20 protein-coding genes and 2 pseudogenes are annotated in these 21,519 nt (G+C 47.5%); 17 read left to right on the top strand and 5 right to left on the bottom strand.

Annotation, left to right across the window (positions count from 1 at the left end; translation table 11 throughout):
• The first annotated feature begins 194 nt into the window (after positions 1–194).
• From lptM to L865_RS24120, 10 genes and pseudogenes are all read left to right on the top strand, one after another.
• The gene (gene lptM / locus L865_RS25740; RefSeq protein WP_169732707.1) at positions 195–368 is read left to right on the top strand and encodes an LPS translocon maturation chaperone LptM; all 174 of its coding nucleotides are present in this window, start codon (positions 195–197) and stop codon (positions 366–368) included.
• Positions 369–372: 4 nt separating this feature from the next.
• Positions 373–1,617 carry a diaminopimelate decarboxylase gene (lysA, locus tag L865_RS0117480; RefSeq protein WP_028774428.1) on the top strand — a complete coding sequence of 415 codons (1,245 nt, stop codon included), beginning with the start codon at positions 373–375 and terminating at the stop codon, positions 1,615–1,617.
• Between the two features lie 61 nt (positions 1,618–1,678).
• On the top strand, positions 1,679–2,512 hold the full coding sequence (dapF, locus tag L865_RS0117475) for a diaminopimelate epimerase (protein WP_028774427.1): 834 nt from the start codon (positions 1,679–1,681) through the stop codon (positions 2,510–2,512).
• Positions 2,513–2,526: 14 nt separating this feature from the next.
• Complete coding sequence (locus tag L865_RS0117470; RefSeq protein WP_157577657.1) at positions 2,527–3,153, top strand: DUF484 family protein; 627 nt, start codon at positions 2,527–2,529, stop codon at positions 3,151–3,153.
• Between the two features lie 11 nt (positions 3,154–3,164).
• Entirely contained in the window at positions 3,165–4,052 is an 888-nt protein-coding gene (gene xerC, locus L865_RS0117465; RefSeq protein ID WP_028774425.1) for a tyrosine recombinase XerC, read from the top strand.
• The gene (locus tag L865_RS0117460) at positions 4,052–4,777 is read left to right on the top strand and encodes an HAD-IA family hydrolase (protein ID WP_028774424.1); all 726 of its coding nucleotides are present in this window, start codon (positions 4,052–4,054) and stop codon (positions 4,775–4,777) included. Before xerC ends, L865_RS0117460 begins: the two co-directional genes overlap by 1 nt.
• Before the next feature lie 254 nt (positions 4,778–5,031).
• The gene (locus L865_RS0117455; protein WP_028774423.1) at positions 5,032–5,406 is read left to right on the top strand and encodes a hypothetical protein; all 375 of its coding nucleotides are present in this window, start codon (positions 5,032–5,034) and stop codon (positions 5,404–5,406) included.
• 78 nt (positions 5,407–5,484) lie between these two features.
• Positions 5,485–6,813 (top strand): TolC family protein, encoded by a 1,329-nt coding sequence (locus L865_RS0117450; RefSeq protein ID WP_037471483.1) that lies wholly within the window; start codon positions 5,485–5,487, stop codon positions 6,811–6,813.
• Complete coding sequence (locus tag L865_RS0117445; RefSeq protein ID WP_028774421.1) at positions 6,810–7,829, top strand: efflux RND transporter periplasmic adaptor subunit; 1,020 nt, start codon at positions 6,810–6,812, stop codon at positions 7,827–7,829. Before L865_RS0117450 ends, L865_RS0117445 begins: the two co-directional genes overlap by 4 nt.
• 80 nt (positions 7,830–7,909) lie before the next feature.
• Positions 7,910–10,956 (top strand): annotated as a pseudogene (locus tag L865_RS24120) (efflux RND transporter permease subunit).
• Between the two features lie 75 nt (positions 10,957–11,031).
• Here L865_RS24120 and L865_RS0117435 read toward each other — a convergent pair.
• Complete coding sequence (locus tag L865_RS0117435; protein ID WP_028774420.1) at positions 11,032–11,457, bottom strand: MarR family winged helix-turn-helix transcriptional regulator; 426 nt, start codon at positions 11,455–11,457, stop codon at positions 11,032–11,034.
• 98 nt (positions 11,458–11,555) lie between these two features.
• Between L865_RS0117435 and L865_RS24115 the strand changes: the two genes are divergently transcribed.
• On the top strand, positions 11,556–12,047 hold the full coding sequence (locus L865_RS24115) for a DUF2798 domain-containing protein (RefSeq protein ID WP_051484681.1): 492 nt from the start codon (positions 11,556–11,558) through the stop codon (positions 12,045–12,047).
• A 109-nt stretch (positions 12,048–12,156) separates the two neighbouring features.
• On the top strand, positions 12,157–12,447 hold the full coding sequence (locus tag L865_RS0117425) for a DUF3861 domain-containing protein (protein ID WP_037471481.1): 291 nt from the start codon (positions 12,157–12,159) through the stop codon (positions 12,445–12,447).
• Between the two features lie 237 nt (positions 12,448–12,684).
• On the opposite strand, the gene L865_RS0117420 is transcribed toward L865_RS0117425, so the two are convergent.
• The 4 genes from L865_RS0117420 to prmA all read right to left on the bottom strand — a co-directional run bounded on the left by L865_RS0117420 (position 12,685) and on the right by prmA (position 16,427).
• Positions 12,685–13,854, bottom strand: coding sequence for an alkane 1-monooxygenase (locus tag L865_RS0117420; protein WP_028774418.1), 1,170 nt, complete (start codon positions 13,852–13,854; stop codon positions 12,685–12,687).
• Positions 13,855–14,102: 248 nt separating this feature from the next.
• Entirely contained in the window at positions 14,103–14,408 is a 306-nt protein-coding gene (fis, locus tag L865_RS0117415; RefSeq protein WP_028774417.1) for a DNA-binding transcriptional regulator Fis, read from the bottom strand.
• Between the two features lie 17 nt (positions 14,409–14,425).
• On the bottom strand, positions 14,426–15,394 hold the full coding sequence (dusB, locus tag L865_RS0117410) for a tRNA dihydrouridine synthase DusB (RefSeq protein ID WP_028774416.1): 969 nt from the start codon (positions 15,392–15,394) through the stop codon (positions 14,426–14,428).
• Between the two features lie 151 nt (positions 15,395–15,545).
• Entirely contained in the window at positions 15,546–16,427 is an 882-nt protein-coding gene (gene prmA / locus L865_RS0117405) for a 50S ribosomal protein L11 methyltransferase (RefSeq protein WP_028774415.1), read from the bottom strand.
• A 422-nt stretch (positions 16,428–16,849) separates the two neighbouring features.
• Between prmA and L865_RS0117400 the strand changes: the two genes are divergently transcribed.
• From L865_RS0117400 to L865_RS0117380, 5 genes and pseudogenes are all read left to right on the top strand, one after another.
• Positions 16,850–17,572, top strand: a complete 723-nt coding sequence (locus L865_RS0117400; RefSeq protein ID WP_051484680.1) for a fumarate reductase cytochrome b subunit — start codon at positions 16,850–16,852, stop codon at positions 17,570–17,572.
• A 153-nt stretch (positions 17,573–17,725) separates the two neighbouring features.
• A pseudogene (locus L865_RS24110) lies at positions 17,726–18,398 on the top strand (fumarate reductase cytochrome b subunit).
• Positions 18,399–18,440: 42 nt separating this feature from the next.
• Positions 18,441–20,447, top strand: coding sequence for a fumarate reductase flavoprotein subunit (locus L865_RS0117390; protein WP_028774413.1), 2,007 nt, complete (start codon positions 18,441–18,443; stop codon positions 20,445–20,447).
• Positions 20,444–21,175 (top strand): fumarate reductase iron-sulfur subunit, encoded by a 732-nt coding sequence (locus L865_RS0117385; RefSeq protein WP_028774412.1) that lies wholly within the window; start codon positions 20,444–20,446, stop codon positions 21,173–21,175. Before L865_RS0117390 ends, L865_RS0117385 begins: the two co-directional genes overlap by 4 nt.
• A gap of 99 nt (positions 21,176–21,274) precedes the next feature.
• A partial coding sequence (locus L865_RS0117380) for a helix-turn-helix domain-containing protein (RefSeq protein ID WP_028774411.1) occupies positions 21,275–21,519 on the top strand: 245 nt, incomplete at its 3' end.

The following is a 21,519-nucleotide window of genomic DNA, read 5'->3' as shown; positions in this document are numbered from 1 at the left end:
CATTTCAGTTGCAATAATTGCCCGCAAAATCGTAAATCTGCAGCTGAGCAACAATAAAATTCACTATTCATAAGTATTAGGCCGTTATTTGCTTGACTGCTAGCGTCGGTCTCTGCAAACATCAGGGGTTATCCCCTATAACATGATGTGGCTTAACCGATTGACGTCACTTTGATCTATTGCCGGAATTACAGATGTTGAAAAAAATGAGACTGTTTTCACTGTTATTGCTTGGTAGCCTATTGATCACTGCTTGTGGTCAAAAAGGTGCCCTTTATAAATCGCCTGAAAAACAAGACAACCAAACTGAGCAAGCTCAGTCGACACAACAAGCACCAACAGAAACAGAACAAAGTAATAAGGAATAGCGTCTTGGATTATTTTTTATATCAAAATGGCGAATTGCAGGCAGAAGATTGTCAGGTTGCCGAGCTAGCAGCTACTTATGGTACCCCTTTATATGTGTACTCTCGGGCCACATTAGAACGCCATTGGCGTGCATTTGATAACGCCGTGGCCGACCACCCGCATATGATCTGCTATGCGGTTAAAGCTAACTCCAATATTGCCGTGCTCAATGTATTGGCCCGTCTGGGTAGTGGCTTTGATATTGTCTCTGGTGGTGAACTGGCTCGGGTTATCCAAGCAGGCGGAGATCCTGCCAAAGTGGTGTTTTCCGGTGTCGGTAAAACCGTTGCTGAAATGGAAATGGCGCTGAATGTCGGCATCTACTGTTTCAATGTGGAATCGGCTGCCGAACTCGAACAGCTTAACGAGGTAGCGCTGCGCCTAGGTAAAGTTGCGCCGGTTTCCTTGCGCGTTAACCCAGATGTTGATGCGGGTACCCATCCCTATATTTCGACAGGGCTGAAAGAGAATAAGTTTGGCATTGCGATGGAAGAAGCTGAGACTATATTCCTACGCGCTGCGCAACTACCCGGTTTAGCGGTTAAGGGTGCCGATTGTCATATTGGCTCGCAGCTAACCGAAATCCAACCGTTTCTAGATGCCATGGATAGGATGCTGGGTCTTATCGACCGTTTGGCCGCGCAAGGAGTGAGCATTTCACACCTCGACGTAGGGGGCGGGTTAGGGGTGCCTTATGATGATGAAGTGCCGCCACAACCTAGTGACTATGCCGCCGCATTGCTGGCCAAAATTGCCGACCGTGACTTGCAATTGATATTTGAACCTGGGCGTGCCATTGCGGCCAATGCCGGGATCTTTGTCACTCAAGTGCTGTATCTCAAAGAGAACAGCGACAAGAACTTTGCCTTAGTCGATGGTGCCATGAACGATTTAATCCGGCCGTCTTTGTATAGTGCGTGGCAAAACATTATTGCAGTGAAGCCACGGGATGAGGCCACACAAAACTATGATATTGTGGGACCAGTATGTGAAACCGGTGACTTTTTAGGTAAGGATCGTGAGCTAGCATTGCAAGCGGGCGATCTTTTAGCGGTACGGTCTTCTGGTGCCTATGGATTTACCATGTCATCGAATTACAATTCCCGCCCTCGTTCTGCGGAAGTGATGGTTGATGGCGCCGAGCATCACCAAATTCGCGCCCGTGAAACGGTTGAACAATTGTGGCAGGGCGAGCAGCTTTTGCCCTAAGTTGTGAATATAAATTTGATGGTGGCTAAAGCTGCCATCGCTGGTTAGTTAAGGAAATATCTTGATCCAATTTACCAAAATGCATGGTCTGGGAAATGACTTTATGGTGGTCGATGGCGTGACCCAGAGTGTGTTTTTTTCGCCTGAGCAAATTAAACGCTTGTCGGATAGAAATTTTGGTATCGGCTTTGACCAGCTTTTGTTGGTTGAGCCGCCTTATGATCCAGATTTAGATTTCCATTACCGTATTTTTAATGCTGACGGTAGTGAGGTTGAGCAATGTGGCAACGGTGCGCGCTGTTTCGCACGTTTTGTCAAAAATAAAGGCTTGACCAATAAGCACAAAATTAAAGTCAGCACTTCAGCAGGCAAAATGACGCTACGGTTAGAGCGCGATGGCAATGTTACCGTCAACATGGGTGTGCCGGTACTTGAGCCAAACCGCATCCCATTTACCGCTAAGCGTCAGGAAAAAACCTACTTATTGCAAACCAACATCAATGGCGAAATGCAGACCCATTTATGCGGTGCCGTGTCGATGGGCAATCCGCACTGCGTGCTTGATGTGGATGATGTCGTTACCGCTGATGTGGCTGGAATTGGTGCCATAGTGACAACCCATGAGCGTTTTCCTAAGGGCGTGAATGTTGGCTTTATGCAGGTGATTAATCGTGGCCATATTAAGCTGCGAGTGTATGAACGTGGCGCTGCTGAAACCTTAGCTTGCGGCAGCGGTGCATGTGCGGCTGTAGTTGTGGGTTGTTTGCAAGGCAAACTCGATCGACGTGTGCGGGTGGATTTACCCGGCGGGTCGTTAACCATTAATTGGGATGGTGAAGGCAAACCGTTATGGATGACCGGTCCCGCTGAACAAGTGTACGATGGACAAATATAATAATGAAAGACGCAATGACTAAAAAAACAGACGTCCCATTTGATGAAGTATTAATTCGTGAGTATTTACTCGACAACCCCGATTTCTTTGCGCGCTACCCAGAGTTATTGTTAGCAATGCGCATTCCCCATGCTGAGCGTGGTGCGGTGTCGCTGGTAGAGCGTCGGCAAGAGATGCTCCGCAGCCGAGTGACCCAGTTAGAGGAAGAGATCACTGCGCTATTATCTATGGCCAGCCGCAATGAAAGTATCTATCTGTTTAACACTCAGTTGTCACTAAAGCTGTTAGAAGCGGAAGATTTAGGTGAGCTAAGGCAGACACTCTCAGCCCTGTTGAAAAAGCAATTTGAGTTCACTCATGTTCGCCTTATCACAGTGCATGATATCGATAGTGACTTGTCACGTATTTGGAGTGAACGTTTACGCTTTGGGTATTATTTTGGACGGTTGACCCAGGGTGAATCTAAGCGTCTGTTTGGTAGCGATGTCGGTTCGGTGGCACTATCTCGTTTAGCCGATGACTGTGGCCAAGTAATATTTGCGATTGCCAGTCAAGATCCATCACATTTCCATCCTGAAATGGATCACCTATTATTAGATCAAGTTAAGCAATTACTTGACCATTTATTGCCGAAACTCTAATAGGATAAACTATGGCGCGAAACTGGATTGAGCAATTTCAATTGCACCTAAGTGCTGAGCGCCAACTCTCTTCCCATACCCTGCACAATTACCTGTTTGAACTCTCTCGCGTCAATGAGATTTTGGGTGGTGACATTGATTGGCTTAGCGTGAGCGCCGAGCAGCTGCAACAGGTATTGAATAAACTGCATCGCCGTGGCCTAAGTCCGCGCTCGCTGTCATTATCTGTATCAGCAATTAAACAGTTTTATCAGTTTCTATTACTAGAGCAGGCGATAACCCATGATCCCGCCGCTAACTTGAGTGCCCCCAAACAACACAAGTCTTTGCCAAAAAATATGGATCTTGATTCAGTCAGTCACCTACTGAGTATTGATGCTGAGGATTTATTAGGTATCCGTGATAAAGCCATGATGGAGCTGTTTTATTCATCCGGTTTGCGTTTAGCTGAGCTGGCTGCTTTGGATGTAGCCGACATCGATTTTAAGCAGCGGCAAGTAAAAGTTATGGGTAAGGGCAGCAAAGAGCGGATCGTGCCCATTGGCAGTATCGCTATTGAGGCTATCGAACATTGGTTGGCCGAGAAACAGGCTATCGTTTGCACCGATGACGCCCTATTTGTCACCAGTAAAGGTCGTCGCTTAGCGCATCGTTCTATCCAAGCACGGCTGAAAAAATGTGGCCAGCAACAGGGATTAAATGTGCCGGTGCACCCACATAAATTACGCCACTCTTTTGCTACCCATATGCTGGAATCCAGTCAAGACTTACGGGCGGTGCAGGAACTACTGGGCCATGCCAATTTGTCGACCACCCAAGTGTATACCAGTCTCGACTTCCAACATCTTGCTAAAATATATGATGGCGCTCATCCACGAGCCAAAAAGCGGAGCCGTTAATGAAAATCAATATTCGCCCCGCGTTTATCAATACCATCAGTTTCGATCTCGATGATACCTTGTACGATAATCGTGGTTATATTCAAGCGGCTGAGCAAGCCTTACTCAACTTCTTAGCGCTGCAATTTCCTAGAGCTAAAGCTTGGCATAGCCGAGACTGGCTTAACTTAAAGCAGCGTTTGGTTAAAGCAAAACCGCTATTAGGACACGACACTACCGCCGCAAGGTTGGCGACACTTGAACAAGGTTTGCTGATAGCAGGTTATGACAAATCACAAGCAACTGCAGGGGCACAGCAGGGCTTAGCACTGTTTTTAGATAAACGCTCTGACTTTACCGTGCCCAGTGAGGTGTTGCTGCAATTAAAGAGTTTGCAAAGCCAGTATCGCTTAGTGGGCATTACCAATGGTAATGTCGATGCTAACCGTATTGGCTTAGGAGAGGTCTTTGAGTTTGTTCTTCATCCTGGTGAAGGTATGCGCATGAAGCCTTATCCGGATCTGTTTTACAAAGCCTGTCGTCAATTACATATCTCCCATAAACAGTTATTGCATGTAGGGGACAGCTATACTGCTGATGTGCAAGGAGCACGCCGTGCAGGTTGCCAAGCCGCCTGGCTTAACCCTGCAGTTGGGCGTGAGGCAATTGCGCCCCAGCAGGGCCAGCTAGCTCATATTGAGTTTTCCAATATTGATCAATTACAACAACTCTCGGGGTTAGGCTGATATTAGCTAGTGTTGTTTATACGCTGCTTCACGGCACGAGAATGTCGTCGTACATATAGTATCCCGCGCTTCGCGTTTAATTTCATAAAGCCGTGGCTTGATGCTCAAGTCTGACGGCTTATTTGCGATAATTGGCACATACTGCACTTAAAGCTTTAACCTTTATCGTATTTTCAGTGTTACTATTGTAATAACTCAGTTGTGTTATTTAACGGTTATCACTAATAAGCATGAATTGCCTGCTAAGACGTGGTTTGACTGCTTTGATTCGTCAAAGTGGCCAACTAGGTCGACTATTACTGATTTTGGCGCTGACATTTCAATCTGTGATTGCGATGGCGGCTAGCTGTGAGTCAGACAATCATGTCACTGAGGCAGCCAGCAACTATAGCGCCGCAGTCGACTGCGGGTCTGCGGACGCTACAACTGATAGCGAGGCATGTGAGTCAGAGCATATAGACGATTGCCATGATTGTAATAGTCAGTGCTGTGCCTGTTGTGTCAATTTAGTGCAAACCGTACAACTTGAGTTACTTCCACAACTTAGCCCCGATTCGCAGCCTGTTTTTGTCGCGCTGACCTACGCAGACTCACCGTTATATTCACTATTACGCCCGCCCCAAGCCTAGATTTTTGTTGATCTAAACTCGTCATCACTGTGACCGCAGTGTGATGATTTTTCCAAAATTCTGTTTGAGGCAAAATGAATGTCTTATGAGTTCTTTGTGCCTAAAGTGCTACGCGCTTTAGGTCAAACGTCTGTATTTGTGGGGGCGTGCACGCTAGCGCTCAGTGTGCAAGCATCATCTAACAATGAGATTGAAAGTCTGTCTTTAGCTACCGCTATTGAACGGACAATGCAGCAACATCCAAGTTTACAAGTTTATACCATTCGTCAGTCCGCAATTGATGCCGAAGGCCGCACTGCCGCGCTTTCTCCTGGGTATGAGTTAGGGTTCGAAGTCGAAAATGCCGCTGGTAGTGGTGAGTTTAGCGGTATTGATGGCGCCGAATTCAGTGTGTCATTGTCATCAGTGCTAGAGATGGGTGACAAGTTGGCTGCCCGCGGCGCGGTGATTAATGAAAAGCGCGCAGTGTTATTGGCGCAACAGAAGATACAAGCGTTGTCCGTTTTGGGTGAAGTCACCCGCCGCTATATCGATGTACTGGCTGCACAAGCCCAGCTCTCTCTTGCCGATGAAAGTGTGACTTTAGCCAAGAAAACCTATGACGCCGTTGCGAAAAGAGCGGCGGCAGGTGTGATGCGCGACGCGGACATTAACCGTGCTCAAGCAGCGGTTTATCGCGCGCAGTTAACATGGCAAAACCAACAGCAGCAACGTGATTATGCCTTAATTGCATTGGCGATGATGTGGGGGGACAGTCATGCTGAGTTTCAGCAGGTGCAAGGCGAGCTATTACATTTTTCAGATGATATCGACTTTAATAGTCTGTTTGAAAAAGTGAAGTTCAGCCCAGCAATTATGGCCTTTGCCAGTCAATCACAACTTCGACAGGCAGAGCTACGCTACGCTAAAACGCGCTCGAGCGCCGACATCAGTTGGTCGGTGGGGGTTAAACAGCATCAGTCCAGTGATGATGTTGCTTTGAGTGCCGGTTTTAGCATGCCGTTATTTAGTGGCGATAGAAATCAAGGTGCGGTTGACGCCGCTATTGCCGCCAAAGCAGAAGTAAGCCTCAATCGTGATATCGCTTTGCTGGCACTGCGCAATGAACTATATCGCGCCTATTCAAGTCGCAAGTTGGCCATTGCCCAGGTTAAACAGTTACAGCAACAAATAATCCCTACTTTGACGGCGGCGATGGCTGACAGCGAGCTGGCTTATGAGCAAGGTAATTACAGTTATCTCGCCTACCTTTCGGCCAGCGAAGAGCTACTTTTTGCCAAGCGCGCCATGCTTGATGCTGCTACTTCGGCGCTACGTTTTGGCGTGGATATTGAGCAGCTGATCGCCGAACCACTCCCCGTCTCGCAGCATGCGTCTTCTGAATTTTTCCAAGGGTCTGCACAATGAACATTAGACTACTCAACACGCGTACCATTTTATATTCATCATTGGCTTTTGCATTAGCCATCACCGGTATGACTTATGCCTTTGCTAGTGGTGAACATCAACACCAGCAGTCTCATGAAGGGGCGCACCATGATGACCACGACAAGCATGATGATAGCCATGATGGTCATGGTGACGAACATGGCGACCACCACGATGAGCACGAAGAGGGCCAAGTGCACATCAGTGACAGTCAAATAGCGGCGTCGGGGATTAGCGTATCTACGGCTCAAGCAGGCACGCTTGCGCAAACAATTTCCTTATACGGTAAAACCGTGATTGCTGCTGAAAATCAAAGTTTAGCTCAAGCGCGGTTTAGCGGTTTGATCACTCAGCTCAATGTCTCGGTGGGTGATACTGTCACTGCCGGTCAAGTCATTGCTGAGGTGGAATCCAATAGCAGCTTTAAACGCTATGCTGTTAAAGCGCCAATTAGTGGTCAGATAGTCGCTCGTCATGCCAACGCGGGAGAACTCACCCAAGCTACCGGATTAGTCTCTATTGTTAATGAGCAACAACTGTGGGCGGAGCTACAGGCATTTCCAGGCCAATTCAGCCAACTCAGCCAAGGCCAATCTGTGCGCCTGACCAGTCAAGATGGGCAATACATCTCCTCTGCCATCGGCGCGATTATCACCCCAGTAGAGCCACAACCTTTCACCGTAGTTAGAGTGAAACTTGAAAACAATACCCAGCAGTGGCATGCAGGCATGTTATTGGCGGGTGAAGTGGTGCTCAGTCAACAAACTGTGGCAGTAAGACTCGATCGCCGCGCGCTACAGGAGGTGGAAGGCCAGCAGGTGATATTTGTGAAAAATGGCGAAGGTTTTGAAAAGCGCGTGGTTACCATTGGTGCAACAGATAACCGCTATGCCGAAGTGTTGTCAGGACTGACGGCCGGTGAAGCCTATGCGGTGAACAAGAGCTTTTTGTTAAAAGCGGATCTTGAAAAATCGTCAGCCGCCCATGTGCATTAAGGAGTTCAGCCATGATTGAATCATTATTACGTCTGTCGATTGACCGGCGCTGGTTAATGATGTGCCTTGGCCTCATTTTGGTGGGTATTGGGTTGTGGAGCTATCAAAAGCTCCCCATTGATGTTGTGCCAGATATTACCAATGTACAAGTGCAAATTAATACTCGCGCAGATGGCTATTCGCCGCTAGAGACCGAGCAGCGAATTACTTACCCTATTGAAAATGCGCTGATGGGAATGCCCAATTTAGCCTATACCCGCTCCTTGTCTCGGTACGGTTTATCACAGGTGACCGTGGTATTTGACGAGGGTACCGATCTTTATTTTGCCCGCAACCTGGTTAATGAGCGTTTAAGTGCAATTGATGCCAGTATTCCTAACGGACTGCAGCCACAAATGGCGCCGCTATCGACTGGGCTAGGCGAGATCTTTATGTACACCATTGAGGCGATGCCCGATGCTCGCCAACCCAATGGCGCAGCCTATGATGCAACCGCGTTGCGGGAGATCCAAGACTGGATCATTAAACCGCAATTAGCTCAAGTTGATGGGGTCACCGAAATCAACTCGATTGGCGGGTACGACAAGCAGTACCACATTACCCCCGACCCACAAAAAATGCTGGCCTATGAAGTGTCTTTTGCTGACATTAAACAGGCACTACAAGCCAATAATAGTAATCGCGGTGCAGGTTATATTGAACGTGGCGGTCAGCAATTAACTGTGCGTTCAGCGGCGCAGTTACAAAGCATGGATGAAGTCGCCCAGGTTATTGTTAAGTACTTCGGTGACACGCCGGTATTTATTAGTGATGTTGCCGAGGTGGCGATTGGTAAAGCACTGCGGACCGGCGCTGCGACCCGAGATGGTCGTGAAACTGTATTGGGCAGTGCCATGATGCTGGTGGGTGAAAACTCTCGTCAAGTATCGCTAGCATTAGCGGCCAAGCTTGAGGCTGTTAAAGCGTCATTACCTAATGGCATTAAGGTTGAAGCAGTCTATGACCGCTCAGACTTAGTCGACAAGGCTATGGCGACAGTACAAAAAACCTCGTTGAAGGGGCTTTGCTTGTTATTGCGGTATTGTTTGTGTTGCTGGGCAATGTACGTGCGGCATTGATCACCGCAGCAGTGATTCCACTGGCGATGTTGGCCACAATCACCGGCATGGTACAAGCCGGTGTTTCGGCTAACTTAATGAGCCTAGGTGCGTTGGATTTTGGCCTGATAGTCGATGGCGCGGTTATCATCGTTGAAAACGCAACTCGCCGTTTAGCGCAAGCGCAGGGGCTTCATGGGGTTAATTTACCGCTAAAACAGCGTTTGCAGTTAGTGTTCGAGGCGACCAATGAAGTCATTAGACCGAGCTTATTTGGGGTGTTAATCATTACTGTGGTCTATATTCCGTTGTTCAGTTTAACGGGTGTAGAAGGCAAGATGTTCCACCCAATGGCCGCCACGGTGGTTATGGCATTATTGGCGGCATTAGTGCTGTCTTTGACCTTAGTTCCGGCTGCTGTTGCACTATTTATGACCGGAAAAATCAGTGAAAAAGAAAGTAAAGTCATTACCTTAAGTAAATCTCTGTACCAACCATTATTACTGTTAGCTTTGAAACTACGCTATTTGGTGGTATTGGCCGCATCGGCGCTCGTCGCCGTTGCAATTTGGCTTGCGAGTAGCTTGGGCACTGAGTTTATTCCGCAGCTCAATGAAGAAGATATCTTGCTGCAGGCCATTCGTATTGCCGGCACAGGTATAGATCAATCTGTTGAGATGCAACAAGCCTTGGAAGTTGAGCTTGCCAAATTTCCGCAAGTAAAAAATGTGTTCTCTAAGGTGGGGACTCCCGAGGTGGCCAATGACCCAATGCCGCCCAATATTGCCGATACCTTTATCATGCTTAAGCCTAGGGATGAATGGCCAGATCCGCGTCTGAGCCATCAAGCGCTGGCTAAACAGATGATGGACGCGGTATCGATGCAACCGGGCAATAACTTTGAACTGATGCAACCCATTGAAATGCGTTTTAACGAACTCATTTCCGGTGTGCGAGCAGACTTGGGCGTGAAAGTAGTTGGGGATGATCTTGATACCTTGCTGCAAACCGCGAATGCCATTCATGAAGTGATTGAGACCATCCCGGGCGCCGCTGATATTCAAGTCGAGCAAGTGACCGGACTCCCTGTTTTATCGATAACGCCTAAGCGACAGCAATTAGCTCAATACGGATTAACAGTGGCTGCGCTACAATCGGTTGTTGCCACAGCCATAGGGGGTGACACCGCCGGCACGCTATATCAAGGCGATCGGCGCTTTAACATGGTGATACGTTTACCTGAGCCAATTCGCCAAGATGTGGAGCGCTTACACGAACTGCCAATTGTATTGCCCAACGGTCGCTATGTACCGTTATCAGAAGTGGCGACCTTGGATATCGCACCGGCGCCAAACCAGATAAGTCGCGAGAATGGTAAGCGACGTATTGTGGTTACTGCTAATGTCCGCGGTCGTGATTTAGGCACCTTTGTCACTGATGTGAAAGCCGCAATAGCTCAGCAAGTTGATGTACCTGCAGGCTACTGGTTAGAGTATGGTGGCACTTTTGAGCAGCTTGAGTCGGCAAGCCAAAAGCTGACTATCGTGGTGCCCATTACGCTGGCAATTATTCTTGGTTTGTTAGTGATGGCCTTTGGCTCCGTTCGTGACGCGTTGATCATCTTTACCGCTATTCCGCTAGCGCTTACCGGCGGGGTGATGGCATTGTGGCTGCGAGACATGCCGTTATCGATATCCGCCGCAGTTGGCTTTATTGCGTTATCTGGTGTGGCTGTATTGAATGGCTTAGTGATGCTGAGCTTTATCCGTCAGCGCTTTTTGCAAAGTGGCGAGTTACTGCAGTCTATTATTGATGGTGCGATGACTCGGCTTAGACCTGTATTGATGACTGCGCTGGTGGCCGGGCTAGGTTTTGTGCCCATGGCACTTAATATTGGCACGGGTGCTGAAGTGCAAAGGCCGATTGCCACTGTGGTGATTGGTGGCATCATCTCGTCGACCATTTTAACGCTGTTTGTACTGCCGGTGCTGTATCAGTGGGTTCATGGCCGTGATGCCAAAGCAAACTAGCCTCTTTAGCGACTAGTATGTCATGTATTAAGCCCCGCGAAAGTGGGGTTTATATTTTGTAGATGTATTGGCTTGCTAACTACTGAGATTACTGTTCATCTTTTGCGCTATCTGTTCGAAATCTTGCAGTTCTTTCGCGCTAATGTCTTGGGTCATTTTACGATAGATGTTGGCATCGAGCCCTCTTACCTGATCCATAATGGCTTGACCCGCAGCGGTGAGCTGCAAATATTGGCTGCGTTTATCCTGTGGGTTAGCGCGCTTTTCTATGAGATTTTGGGTAATCAACGTACTTAATAGCCGCGTCACTTGTGCTTTGTCACGATTTAAATATCCGGCTATATCGACAGCGGTACATTGTGGTTTACGGCTAATAATTTTCAATACGCGCACGTGCATAGGGGCAATATCTAGTTGTAATTGCTCTATTTGTTCGTGCAAGTTTCGCTTCAATCCATGAACCAATTGCAGTAGACCTTCTAATGACTGGTTATCAGACATAGTAATACCTTTAAGAATATAGTTGACATTGTCAATCAAATGAATATAATTGACATTATCAACTATATTGTTGCGCCATTCAAGGGTAGGTTAAAACTATGTCAGCTCAAACAATCCAATTTCGTCTACCTAATAATACCCAAGCTAGCATTTGGCTGCGCAAAGCGGCGCTAGTGTTGACGATGATGTTATCGATGGCTGCGAGTTTAACAGCGGTCATGACCTATGTCAGTGTGGGTTCAACGGATGACTTTACTCATTTGTGGTTCAGTGCCTTTAGTACGGCAGTCATGACGATAATGCCAGCGGGGATACTACTGATGGCCGCGCTCACTAAGCTCGCTAACCTTTGGTTAGCTCATTTAACATCGAGGATGCGCAGCATTATTGTTGGATTGCTGATGGCCTTGATAATGGAATCTGGCTTAGCACTGGTGACCACTTTGCATCATGTGGGCTGGCAGCAGCCACAACTACTATTGTCATCTTGGGTTTCGACACTCATTAGCGCGCTGCCAGCTGCGGTAGTGTTAATGCTACTGGTGTCGTTAACCGTTAAGCCAAGAGTTGAGCGTTACTTACGAAGTTAACGTGCTGTCTTGTTGCGCCTAACCCCAAATGATCACCTAGCGAGTCGTTAACGTGGTCTCAGCAATCGGTTGTAGAACCCAAATTTACAAAGTCATACTAGGAGTTGCCATGTCTATTAAACATTATCGTATTACAGTTGAAGCGATTAACAGCGAGATTGCTGAGCGCGTGCAGTTTGAATACCAAGACCGAGAAGATCTGTTCAATACCATAGATAAGCTCAAACAAGGCAGCGGACTTGAAGCACAGCAGGCTACAAGAATGGCGCTAGCGCTACGTTTACTGGGTCCACTCATGATAGAGCAGCGAAAGCATCCGCTGTTTGTTGATTTCATGCCTCACTTTAAAGCCTTCATGCAACAGTTGAAAAGCGCGGTTAAGCAGGCGATAAAGTCTTAGCTGCAACACTCAGTCACTTCATGGCTTAATGATTTAATCGCATAGTGGCTTAGTGGCTTAGTGGCTTAGTGGCTTAGTGGCTTAGTGGCTTAGTGGCATAGTGGCATAGTGGCATAGTGGCATAGTGGCATAGTGACTTAATAGCGCAGCGGATGTTTGTATCTTGTCGTGGCGATAATGGCACCACGGTAGCCTTCGCAGGCCGCTGAATGGTTAGCTTGTTAGCACCGCTAAGCGCTAGCTTAGCTGATATTTAGCAATGAGTTGCTGACGTTTGTCGTCCAACATGTTGATTTTGTTTATATCGTAATTAGTCACTGCCAGCAGTCGTTTGTCCATGATGCGAAACCATAGCAAAGGCAGGTAGGCAATCACATACATGCCAAAATACCCACTCGGTAAGGTGGGTAAGTTGTCAAAGTGGCGCAGTGATTGGTAACTACGAGTGGCGTTGGCATGATGATCTGAGTGACGCTGTAAGTGAAATAGCGCCCAGTTGGAGAAGATGTGATTACTGTTCCAGCTGTGATGTGGTTGTGGTCGCTCGTAGCGCCCGTTAGCCAGTTTTTGTCTCAGTAAGCCGTAATGCTCAATATAGTTTGCAGAAGTTAATTGCCACATGGACCAGAAGGCGCAGATGCACAAATAGGGAATGACCACTGGCCCCAACCAAACCACCAAGCCGATAAACAACAAAAGCGTCAGTAACATGGCCTGTAGAAATTGATTGTCTAGGTTCAGTGCGGAACGTCCCGCTTTATTAAGACGTGTTTTTTCTATTTGGTGCGCCCGCTTAATTGCGCCGGGCAGCTCCCTTAATGCAAATTGATAAATGGTTTCGCCCATTTTTGCAGAGGCTGGGTCGTCGGGCGTGGCGACATGTTTATGGTGACCGCGATTATGTTCAATAAAAAAGTGACCATAGGCCGCGGGCGCCAGCACTAACTTAGCCAGCCAAATATCAATCTTTTTGCGTTTATGTCCCAGTTCATGGCCGATGTTTAGCCCGTGACCGCCAATGCTGCCGGCTAATAACGCCACTGCTAAATATCCTGAATAGCTTAAAGAGTGGTTAGCAACAAACCAGGCGCAATAAATAAAGGTGGCTAACACCACAGGGACATTCAGCCGAATAATTTTGGAATAGAAGGGGTCGGCTTCAAGGGCGGCAATCACCGATTCTGGTGGGTTGCTGGTGTCTTCTCCCATCAGGTAGTCGATTAAAGGAAAAAGACTGTACACCACAATAAAGAATAACCACAAAAACACTTCCTGCTGGTAGCTTTGATAGAGCAGGGGACCCGCGACAGCGATACTAGGAATTAATAGTGAAAACCACCAAAAGTGACGTTTCTTATCCACGTAGGTGGTGCCGTCGGCGGCAGTGAATATAACGGCTTTGTTCATTTGTCCTCCAGAGCTGAAGTCATTAATATCACAAACTGCCAGTGATTGTTATTTGTACATATTCATAGCTGAGTTAAGCACACTATACAAAGAAGATAAACCGACTCGATAAATAGTGCTGAGTATCTCGCTGATTAGGCATGACTGTTAGGCGGAGTGATAAAGTAGATAGGCTGGGCTCACAAAAGCAAAACGGGCTTCCCATCTCTGGAAAACCCGTTTTAATACATCATGTTAAGAATTTCTTCTTAGTTCATGCCGTACTTTTTCAATTTTTTACGCAGAGTACCACGGTTGATACCTAGCATGTTTGCTGCGCGAGTTTGGTTACCGCGAGTGTGCTGCATGATGATATCTAGTAGAGGTGCTTCAACTTCGCTTAACACCATTTCATAAACTTCTTCAGCTTCTTGACCGTCCATTTGAGCGAAAAAGTTGGTTACTGCGCGCTTTACTGCGTCACGAAGTAACTGTGGCTTAATAGTGCCGTTAGCGGTCTCAATTTTGCCTACGGTAAGCTGATGAGCTTCTGGTTGAGTTGTCTGATCAAACATTCGTATTCTGCTCTTTATTAATTCTTTACTAATTCATCAAAATAACGTTCCAAAATGGAACATTGTTCTTCTACAGTTTCCAGCCGATTAAATTCAGCGCGTAATGGTCGCTGTACATCTTGGTCCAGATACCATCCAACATGCTTTCTGGCGATTCGGATACCCTTGTACTCGCCATACAATGCATATAAGTTTTTGAGGTGTTCCAGCATCACTTGACGCTTTTCATCCACTTCAACGGGCGCTAGCTTATTACCTGTTTCCAAGTAATGTTGGATTTCTCGGAAAATCCAAGGCCTTCCCTGGGCGCCTCGACCTATCATGATGGCATCTGCACCCGTATGTTCCAGCACAAACTGTGCTTTCTCTGGAGTACAAATATCACCATTTGCTACAACAGGTATCGAGACATGTTGCTTGATTGCTTTAATGGTGTCGTATTCGGCATGGCCTTTATACATGCATTGACGCGTTCGGCCGTGTACGGCGAGCGAGGCGATGCCACAATCTTCAGCAATCTGGGCGATCTGAACACCATTTTTGTGTTCTGGAGCCCACCCGGTGCGAATCTTCAACGTCACAGGTACATCAACAGCAGCAACCACGGCCCGCAGAATCGCTTCTACTTGCACTGGGTCCTGAAGCAATGCTGACCCTGCTAGTTTCTTATTCACCTTTTTTGCCGGACAGCCCATGTTGATATCAATGATGTGTGCTCCCTGTTGTACGTTGACAACAGCAGCTTGCGCCATTAATTCAGGATCTGAACCTGCAATTTGTACAGAGCGTATCCCGTCCTCACCAGCATGACTCATGCGGTGGCGGCTTTTATCGGTATCCCAAACATCAGGATTCGAAGAAAGCATCTCTGATACGGCTAAGGCTGCGCCATAGCGTAAGCAAAGGTTTCGAAAGGGCTGGTCCGTGACGCCTGCCATTGGAGCCACGATCAGCTGATTTTTCAGTTGATAGGGTCCTATCTGCATTTATCAGTACACCTTGCGCTATAAAGGGGCGCTATAGTACGCCTTTTTCAAGCCCGTGAAAAGGTCAATAAATGACCTGAGAGCAACTTTTTTGCTTGACTTTTGACTTGTGAGAAGTAACGGGCAGCCTAGACGCCGCCCGCCAATAGCGCTATTTGCGGGTGCCTGTCAAGCGACTCCAGTCGTCTTTGTGAGCAAGCTCGTCCATGTTGAACCATTGTGAATAATGCGCAGAAATCTCTTCAGCTTGTTCTCTTAATAAGCCTGATAATGCTAACAAACCGCCTGGGGTGACTTTTTCGGCAATTAAGGGGGCCAGCTCTCTCAGTGGGCCGGCTAAGATATTGGCGACCAGCACCTCGGCTTGCAGGTTCTCAGGTTGATCTTCAGGTAAGTAGAGTGCCAGTTTGTCTGCAACCCCGTTACGCTCAGCATTGGCTTTTGAGGCTTCAATAGCTTGGTAGTCGATATCAATACCGGTGACGTTGTTAGCACCGAGTTTTAATGCCGCTACAGCTAAAATGCCCGATCCACACCCAAAGTCGATAACCGGTTTATCGGTAAGGTCGAGGCTATCTAGCCACTCTAAACACAATGCTGTGGTGGGATGAGTGCCGGTACCAAAAGCTAAACCAGGATCCAGCATCACATTAACCGCTTGTGGGTCGGGGACTTCGCGCCAACTTGGGCAGATCCATAACCGGCGCCCAAATTGAATCGGGTGGAAGTTGTCCATCCATTCTCGTTCCCAATCTTTATCCTCGACCTGCTCGATTTTATGGCTGAAGTCTTCACCCAAGTAAGGCAGTTGTTTGAGCATGGCGACTACAGGGGCTAAATCATAGTCGGCATCAAAAAGTGCCGTGATCACGGTGTGATTCCACAGTGGCGTTTCACCTAATGTCGGCTCATAAATTGGGGTGTCTTTACCATCTTCATAGGTGATCGATAACGAGCCTAATTCCATTAGCATATCGCTAAGGGCATCCGCGTGTTGATTATCGGTATCGATTTTGAGTTGAATCCAAGCCATGAAAGCGTTCTCTACAGTTCAATAATGGCGCTATTGTAATACCAATAAGGCTAAATAGCTGCATTTTGCACGGATTGCTGTGGCAATGATGCGGTTTTAATCGTAATAAATGCCGTTGAAAATCAATACAACTTAATCACTTAGATAGCTAGGGCGTGGAAAATTATTGGCGTTTTTAAGTGTGGTTGAGCTTATCGCACTTATTTTGTTGGTGATTATTTTGTTTGAATAGGTGCTGTAAGTGATTGAATATTTTTGGTAAAAAGGTTTTACCTTTGTTTTGATTGTAAGGGGTTGTTTGTGATCTGCTTCAAATAGTAACAAGTTAGTCAGTGAGCTTGCTCACGCTTTGTTTGTCAGTAAATAGGCAGATGGATTGGGGCTGATATGGTGTAGATCCCGATATTAGACGCAATGAAATCATGAACGTTAAAAGCTTGCTATCTCATCACAATCACTATGCATCTTTAGGCAGCCCTTGGTCGGCCAAAGCCGATAAAGTCCAAAGTGTGACAGGCGTTATGCTAGGTTGCTTTTTGTTGGCTCATTTACATTTTGAGTCAAGCATTCTGCTGGGCAAAGAGGCCTTCTTTCATGTGGTGCAATTCTTAGAAGGTGGCATGTTCAGCAGCACAGGCCACGGTTTCCCTGTCGTCACTAAAGTATTCTCTATTTTCATTATGGCGGTGGTGATTATCCACGCTGCCGTTGCGTTACGCCGCTTTCCTGCGCAGCTGGGCCAATGGCGAGCACTGAGAAGACACATGCATGGTATCAACCATAAAGATAGCCATGCCTGGTTCTGGCAGTTAGTGACTGGCTTTATTTTGTTTTTCCTCGCGCCGGTACACATCTTTACTATGATCACTAACCCTGAAATTGGCCCGCACTTGTCAGCCGAACGTGTTTACCATGCCAATGCTTGGCTGCTGTACATTTTGCTACTACCAGCAGTGGTGATCCACGCCATGATTGGTCTGTACCGAGTAGCCGTTAAATGGGGCTTTACCCATAATCGTGCCGGGCTTAGAAAAGTCGCGAAGGTGTTGATTGTGTACTTAATGGTAATCGGCCTACTTAGTTTGATCTCTTATATGTTCATTGGCCAAGAGCTGACGTTACCCGTCACGCCATACGTTCCCTAGGTAATACGGCTTAGATTAATTTAGTGATGAGTAATTTAATCTAAGCTGCTTTGATCTGCCGCACGGAATTTGCCGAAAATGTGAGCGACATTAGTGAACAGAGTTGTAATTAGACAGCTCGTTTACCGTCTCAGCCCATAGAGGGGAGGAGTTATGTCGTTGACCAAAAAAATCAATTATTTCGGCGGTTGGCTCGATGTAAGCCAAAGCCTGTCGGGCATGATATTAGCCCTATTTTTATGGACACACTTGTTGCTAAGTGGCGTCGATATTATTAGGCGCAGATGCGATGACTATGGTGGCCAAAACCATGGAGCTGAGCTTCCTCAGTGCTGATGGTCATGGCTACCCGTGGGTAGTGTCGGTCATTGCGGTAGTGATTGGAATTATCACTTTGGTGCATGTGCTTGCAGCGGTGCACAAATTGCCACTGAACCTGCAACAGCAGCGCGCTTTGCGGCAACAGATGCAAGTGATTCACCACGGCGATACCAAGTTGTGGGTGTGGCAAGCGGTAACTGGACTCGGCATATTGTTATTACTGCCCTTGCATTTATGGCTTATTGGCAGTGCACCAGAAACCATCGGTCCAGTCGGCAGTGCTGATCGCATTTGGAATGATGGGGTATGGATGGTCTACGTGCCACTGTTGTTATGTGTGGAGCTGCACGCTGCCATCGGTGTGTACCGAGTGATCATTAAGTGGGGCGCACAGAGTGCCCTGAGCAATAGAAGCCGAATAAGAAAGATAAAAACCATTGTGAGCATTGTGTTTGTGTTGGTCGGTCTGGCGGCATTACTCGCCTTTTTACCACACGCCACATGACCTAAATAGCCAGAAGTAATTTATCCCTCAAAAGGAGCAAGCGTGAAACTGATATATACCGATTCGCTAGTTGTCGGTGCTGGGTTGGCCGGTTTAAGGGTTGCCATTGCCTCAAAAGAGCGCGGGCTCGACACTGTCGTGCTATCGCTCATTCCTGCAAAACGATCGCACTCTGCCGCAGCGCAGGGTGGCATGCAGGCGAGTTTGGGTAATACGGTCAAAGGTATGGGAGATGATGAAGATGTGCATTTCCAAGATACCGTAAAAGGCTCAGATTGGGGATGCGACCAAGATGTCGCGCGCATGTTTGCTCATTGTGCTCCTAAGGCCGTGCGTGAATTGGCCAACTGGGGCGTACCCTGGACACGAGTCACCAAAGGCCCTCGCCAAGTGGTAGTTAATGCCGAAAAAGTCACTATTGAAGAGGCTGAGCAAGCTCACGGCTTAATCAATGCCCGCGACTTCGGTGGCACCAAGAAGTGGCGCACCTGTTACACCGCTGATGGCACTGGTCATTCATTGTTGTATGCGGTAGATAACAAGGCCATTGAGATGGACATTCCTGTCCATGAAAGGGTAGAAGCCTTAGCGCTGATCCATGATGGCAAACGCTGCCAAGGTGTTGTGGCGCGCTGCATGATAACTGGCGAGTTGCGAGCCTATATTGCTAAATCGACCACTATCGCTACCGGCGGTTATGGTCGAATTTACGAAGTCTCTACCAATGCCATTATTTGCGAGGGTGTTGGTCAAGCGTTAGCGTTAGAAACAGGCGTGGCTAAGCTTGGGAATATGGAAGCGGTACAGTTCCACCCAACAGCGATTGTCCCTGTAGGGATTTTGACCACAGAAGGCTGCCGGGGAGATGGCGGCTTGTTGCGAGACAAAGATGGTCATCGCTTCATGCCAGACTATGAGCCTGAAAAGAAAGAACTTGCCTCTCGCGATGTGGTATCACGTCGCATGACTGAGCATATGCGTAAAGGTAAAGGCGTTGATAGCCCATACGGGCCGCATTTGTGGCTAGATATTACCTTACTAGGCCGTAAGCACGTTGAGACTAACTTGCGTGAAGTTAAAGAGATCTGCGAAAACTTCTTGGGTATCGATCCAGCCAAAGAGTGGATTCCGGTTAGACCTACGCAACACTATTCTATGGGCGGCATTCGTACTGACAAAACCGGTCAAAGCCCGCATTTAAAAGGTTTGTTCAGTGTGGGAGAGGCGGCGTGCTGGGACATGCATGGTTTTAACCGTTTAGGCGGTAACTCCTTAGCTGAAACCGTGGTTGGTGGCATGATCATTGGCAAGTATGTTGCCGACTTCTGCCAGCAAGAAACCTTGGAAATCAACACTGGTCTAGCGCAGCAATTTGTCGACAAAGTACGCAATGAAATCGATGGTTTAATTGAGGGCCAAGGCACTGAATCTGCCTTTGAGATTAAGCTGCAGATGCAACGCATCATGATGGACTATGTGGGGATTTTCCGTAATGGGCCTGAGCTACAAAAAGCCATTGATGAGCTGCAAGCATTGTTGAAGCGTTCGCGTAATCTTGGGCTTAAATGTAAGAAGCGTCATTCTAATCCTGAGTTGGTAGAAGCACTAAGGGTTACACGTATGCTAAAAGTGGCGCTAACGGTCGCTTGTGGCGCGGAAGCACGTACAGAAAGCCGTGGTGCCCACGCCCGTGAAGATTATCCGCAGCGTAATGACCAAGAGTGGCTAAACCGCACCTTAACGAGTTGGCCAAATGAAGAGGCTTTAGCGCCGACAATCAGTTATGAGCAGCTCGATGTTATGAAGATGGAGCTACCACCAGGGTACCGTGGCTATGGTATCGACAATGCCATCGCCCATCCTGATACGGTTAAACGAGAGCAGCAGATTGCTGAGATCCTCAGTCAATTGCCAGAGGATGCTGATCGTCACCAGAAACAACAGGCAATCATGCCATTTGAACTGCCGGAAGCGTTAGTGGCTAAAAATGAGCGTCTAGCTGATGTGCTCGCGCAACAAGAAACTCAGGTTGGAGAACAAGCAAAATGAGCCAAGGTCGCATGTTAACCTTTAATATCTTTCGTTATGACCCACAAGAGCCGGGTGATAAACCTAAGATGGTAAAATACCAGCTTGAAGAAGCGCCTGGCATGACCGTATTTATTGCCTTAAACATGTTGCGTGAACAGCAAGATCCGTCATTGCAGTTTGATTTTGTCTGCCGCGCGGGTATTTGTGGCAGTTGTGCCATGGTGATTAACGGTATGCCTACCCTGGCGTGCCGCACGTTAACCAGCAAGTATCCTAAGGGTGAAATCACTTTGATGCCACTGCCAGGCTTTGAACTGATTGGCGATCTCTCAGTGAATACGGGTAAGTTTATGCGCGAGATTGCCGAGCGCTTAAAGCTGTGGTTGCACCCCAATGAGCAAGACAGCGACATTCATCGCCTAGAAGCGCCGATGTCGCCTGAAGAAGCGGCCAAGCTGTATGAGCTGGAACGTTGTGTTGAATGTGGCGTTTGTGTCTCTGCTTGCGCCACTAAACAGATGCGTGACACTTTTGTGGGTGCTGTAGGCCTGATGAAAATTGCCCGCTTTGAGCTAGATAGTCGCGACCAACGCAGTGCAGAAGATTTCTATCATGTAATTGGTAACCAAGACGGTGTATTTGGCTGCATGACCTTGCTTGGCTGCCAAGATAACTGCCCTAAAGATCTGCCGCATATGCAGCAAATTGCTTATTTGCGCCGTAAGATGGCGGTTACTTTAGTGTAGCGCTATGGAATCAACAGAAAAAGCCTGCATATATGCAGGCTTTTTTTTTGGGTAACCTTGTCCCGTCCTGAGATAAGTTGACACTTTGGAGACTTATCTATGAAACCTTCAAGCACAATCAGCATTAAACGTACACAACGTGATTACACATTAGGCTTTAAATTAGCCGTTGTCAGTCAAGTAGAAAAAGGCGAGCTAACCTATAAGCAAGCTCAACAGCACTACGGTATTCAAGGTCGAAGTACGGTCCTTACATGGTTAAGAAAGCATGGTAGATTAGACTGGACGCAACCCATGGAGCACTCTCCTATGTCTAAATCTAAAGAAACACCTGCCCAGAAAAT

It is taken from the genome of Shewanella waksmanii ATCC BAA-643 (assembly GCF_000518805.1).
GTDB lineage: Bacteria > Pseudomonadota > Gammaproteobacteria > Enterobacterales > Shewanellaceae > Shewanella > Shewanella waksmanii.
The sequence above is the reverse complement of the archived record's forward strand: the minus strand, read 5'-3'. Positions and strand labels throughout refer to the sequence as shown.

What these genes read in the sequence shown, in the direction of transcription:
- L865_RS0117400 (WP_051484680.1), top strand. Translation starts at nt 16,850, where the DNA reads ATGAACGTTAAAAGCTTGCTATCTCATCACAATCACTATGCATCTTTA.
- L865_RS0117420 (WP_028774418.1), bottom strand. Translation starts at nt 13,854, where the DNA reads ATGAACAAAGCCGTTATATTCACTGCCGCCGACGGCACCACCTACGTG.
- L865_RS24115 (WP_051484681.1), top strand. Translation starts at nt 11,556, where the DNA reads ATGTCAGCTCAAACAATCCAATTTCGTCTACCTAATAATACCCAAGCT.
- xerC (WP_028774425.1), top strand. Translation starts at nt 3,165, where the DNA reads ATGGCGCGAAACTGGATTGAGCAATTTCAATTGCACCTAAGTGCTGAG.
- L865_RS0117470 (WP_157577657.1), top strand. Translation starts at nt 2,527, where the DNA reads ATGACTAAAAAAACAGACGTCCCATTTGATGAAGTATTAATTCGTGAG.
- L865_RS0117460 (WP_028774424.1), top strand. Translation starts at nt 4,052, where the DNA reads ATGAAAATCAATATTCGCCCCGCGTTTATCAATACCATCAGTTTCGAT.
- lptM (WP_169732707.1), top strand. Translation starts at nt 195, where the DNA reads ATGTTGAAAAAAATGAGACTGTTTTCACTGTTATTGCTTGGTAGCCTA.
- prmA (WP_028774415.1), bottom strand. Translation starts at nt 16,427, where the DNA reads ATGGCTTGGATTCAACTCAAAATCGATACCGATAATCAACACGCGGAT.
- dusB (WP_028774416.1), bottom strand. Translation starts at nt 15,394, where the DNA reads ATGCAGATAGGACCCTATCAACTGAAAAATCAGCTGATCGTGGCTCCA.
- L865_RS0117450 (WP_037471483.1), top strand. Translation starts at nt 5,485, where the DNA reads ATGTCTTATGAGTTCTTTGTGCCTAAAGTGCTACGCGCTTTAGGTCAA.
- L865_RS0117435 (WP_028774420.1), bottom strand. Translation starts at nt 11,457, where the DNA reads ATGTCTGATAACCAGTCATTAGAAGGTCTACTGCAATTGGTTCATGGA.
- L865_RS0117445 (WP_028774421.1), top strand. Translation starts at nt 6,810, where the DNA reads ATGAACATTAGACTACTCAACACGCGTACCATTTTATATTCATCATTG.
- L865_RS0117385 (WP_028774412.1), top strand. Translation starts at nt 20,444, where the DNA reads ATGAGCCAAGGTCGCATGTTAACCTTTAATATCTTTCGTTATGACCCA.
- fis (WP_028774417.1), bottom strand. Translation starts at nt 14,408, where the DNA reads ATGTTTGATCAGACAACTCAACCAGAAGCTCATCAGCTTACCGTAGGC.
- L865_RS0117425 (WP_037471481.1), top strand. Translation starts at nt 12,157, where the DNA reads ATGTCTATTAAACATTATCGTATTACAGTTGAAGCGATTAACAGCGAG.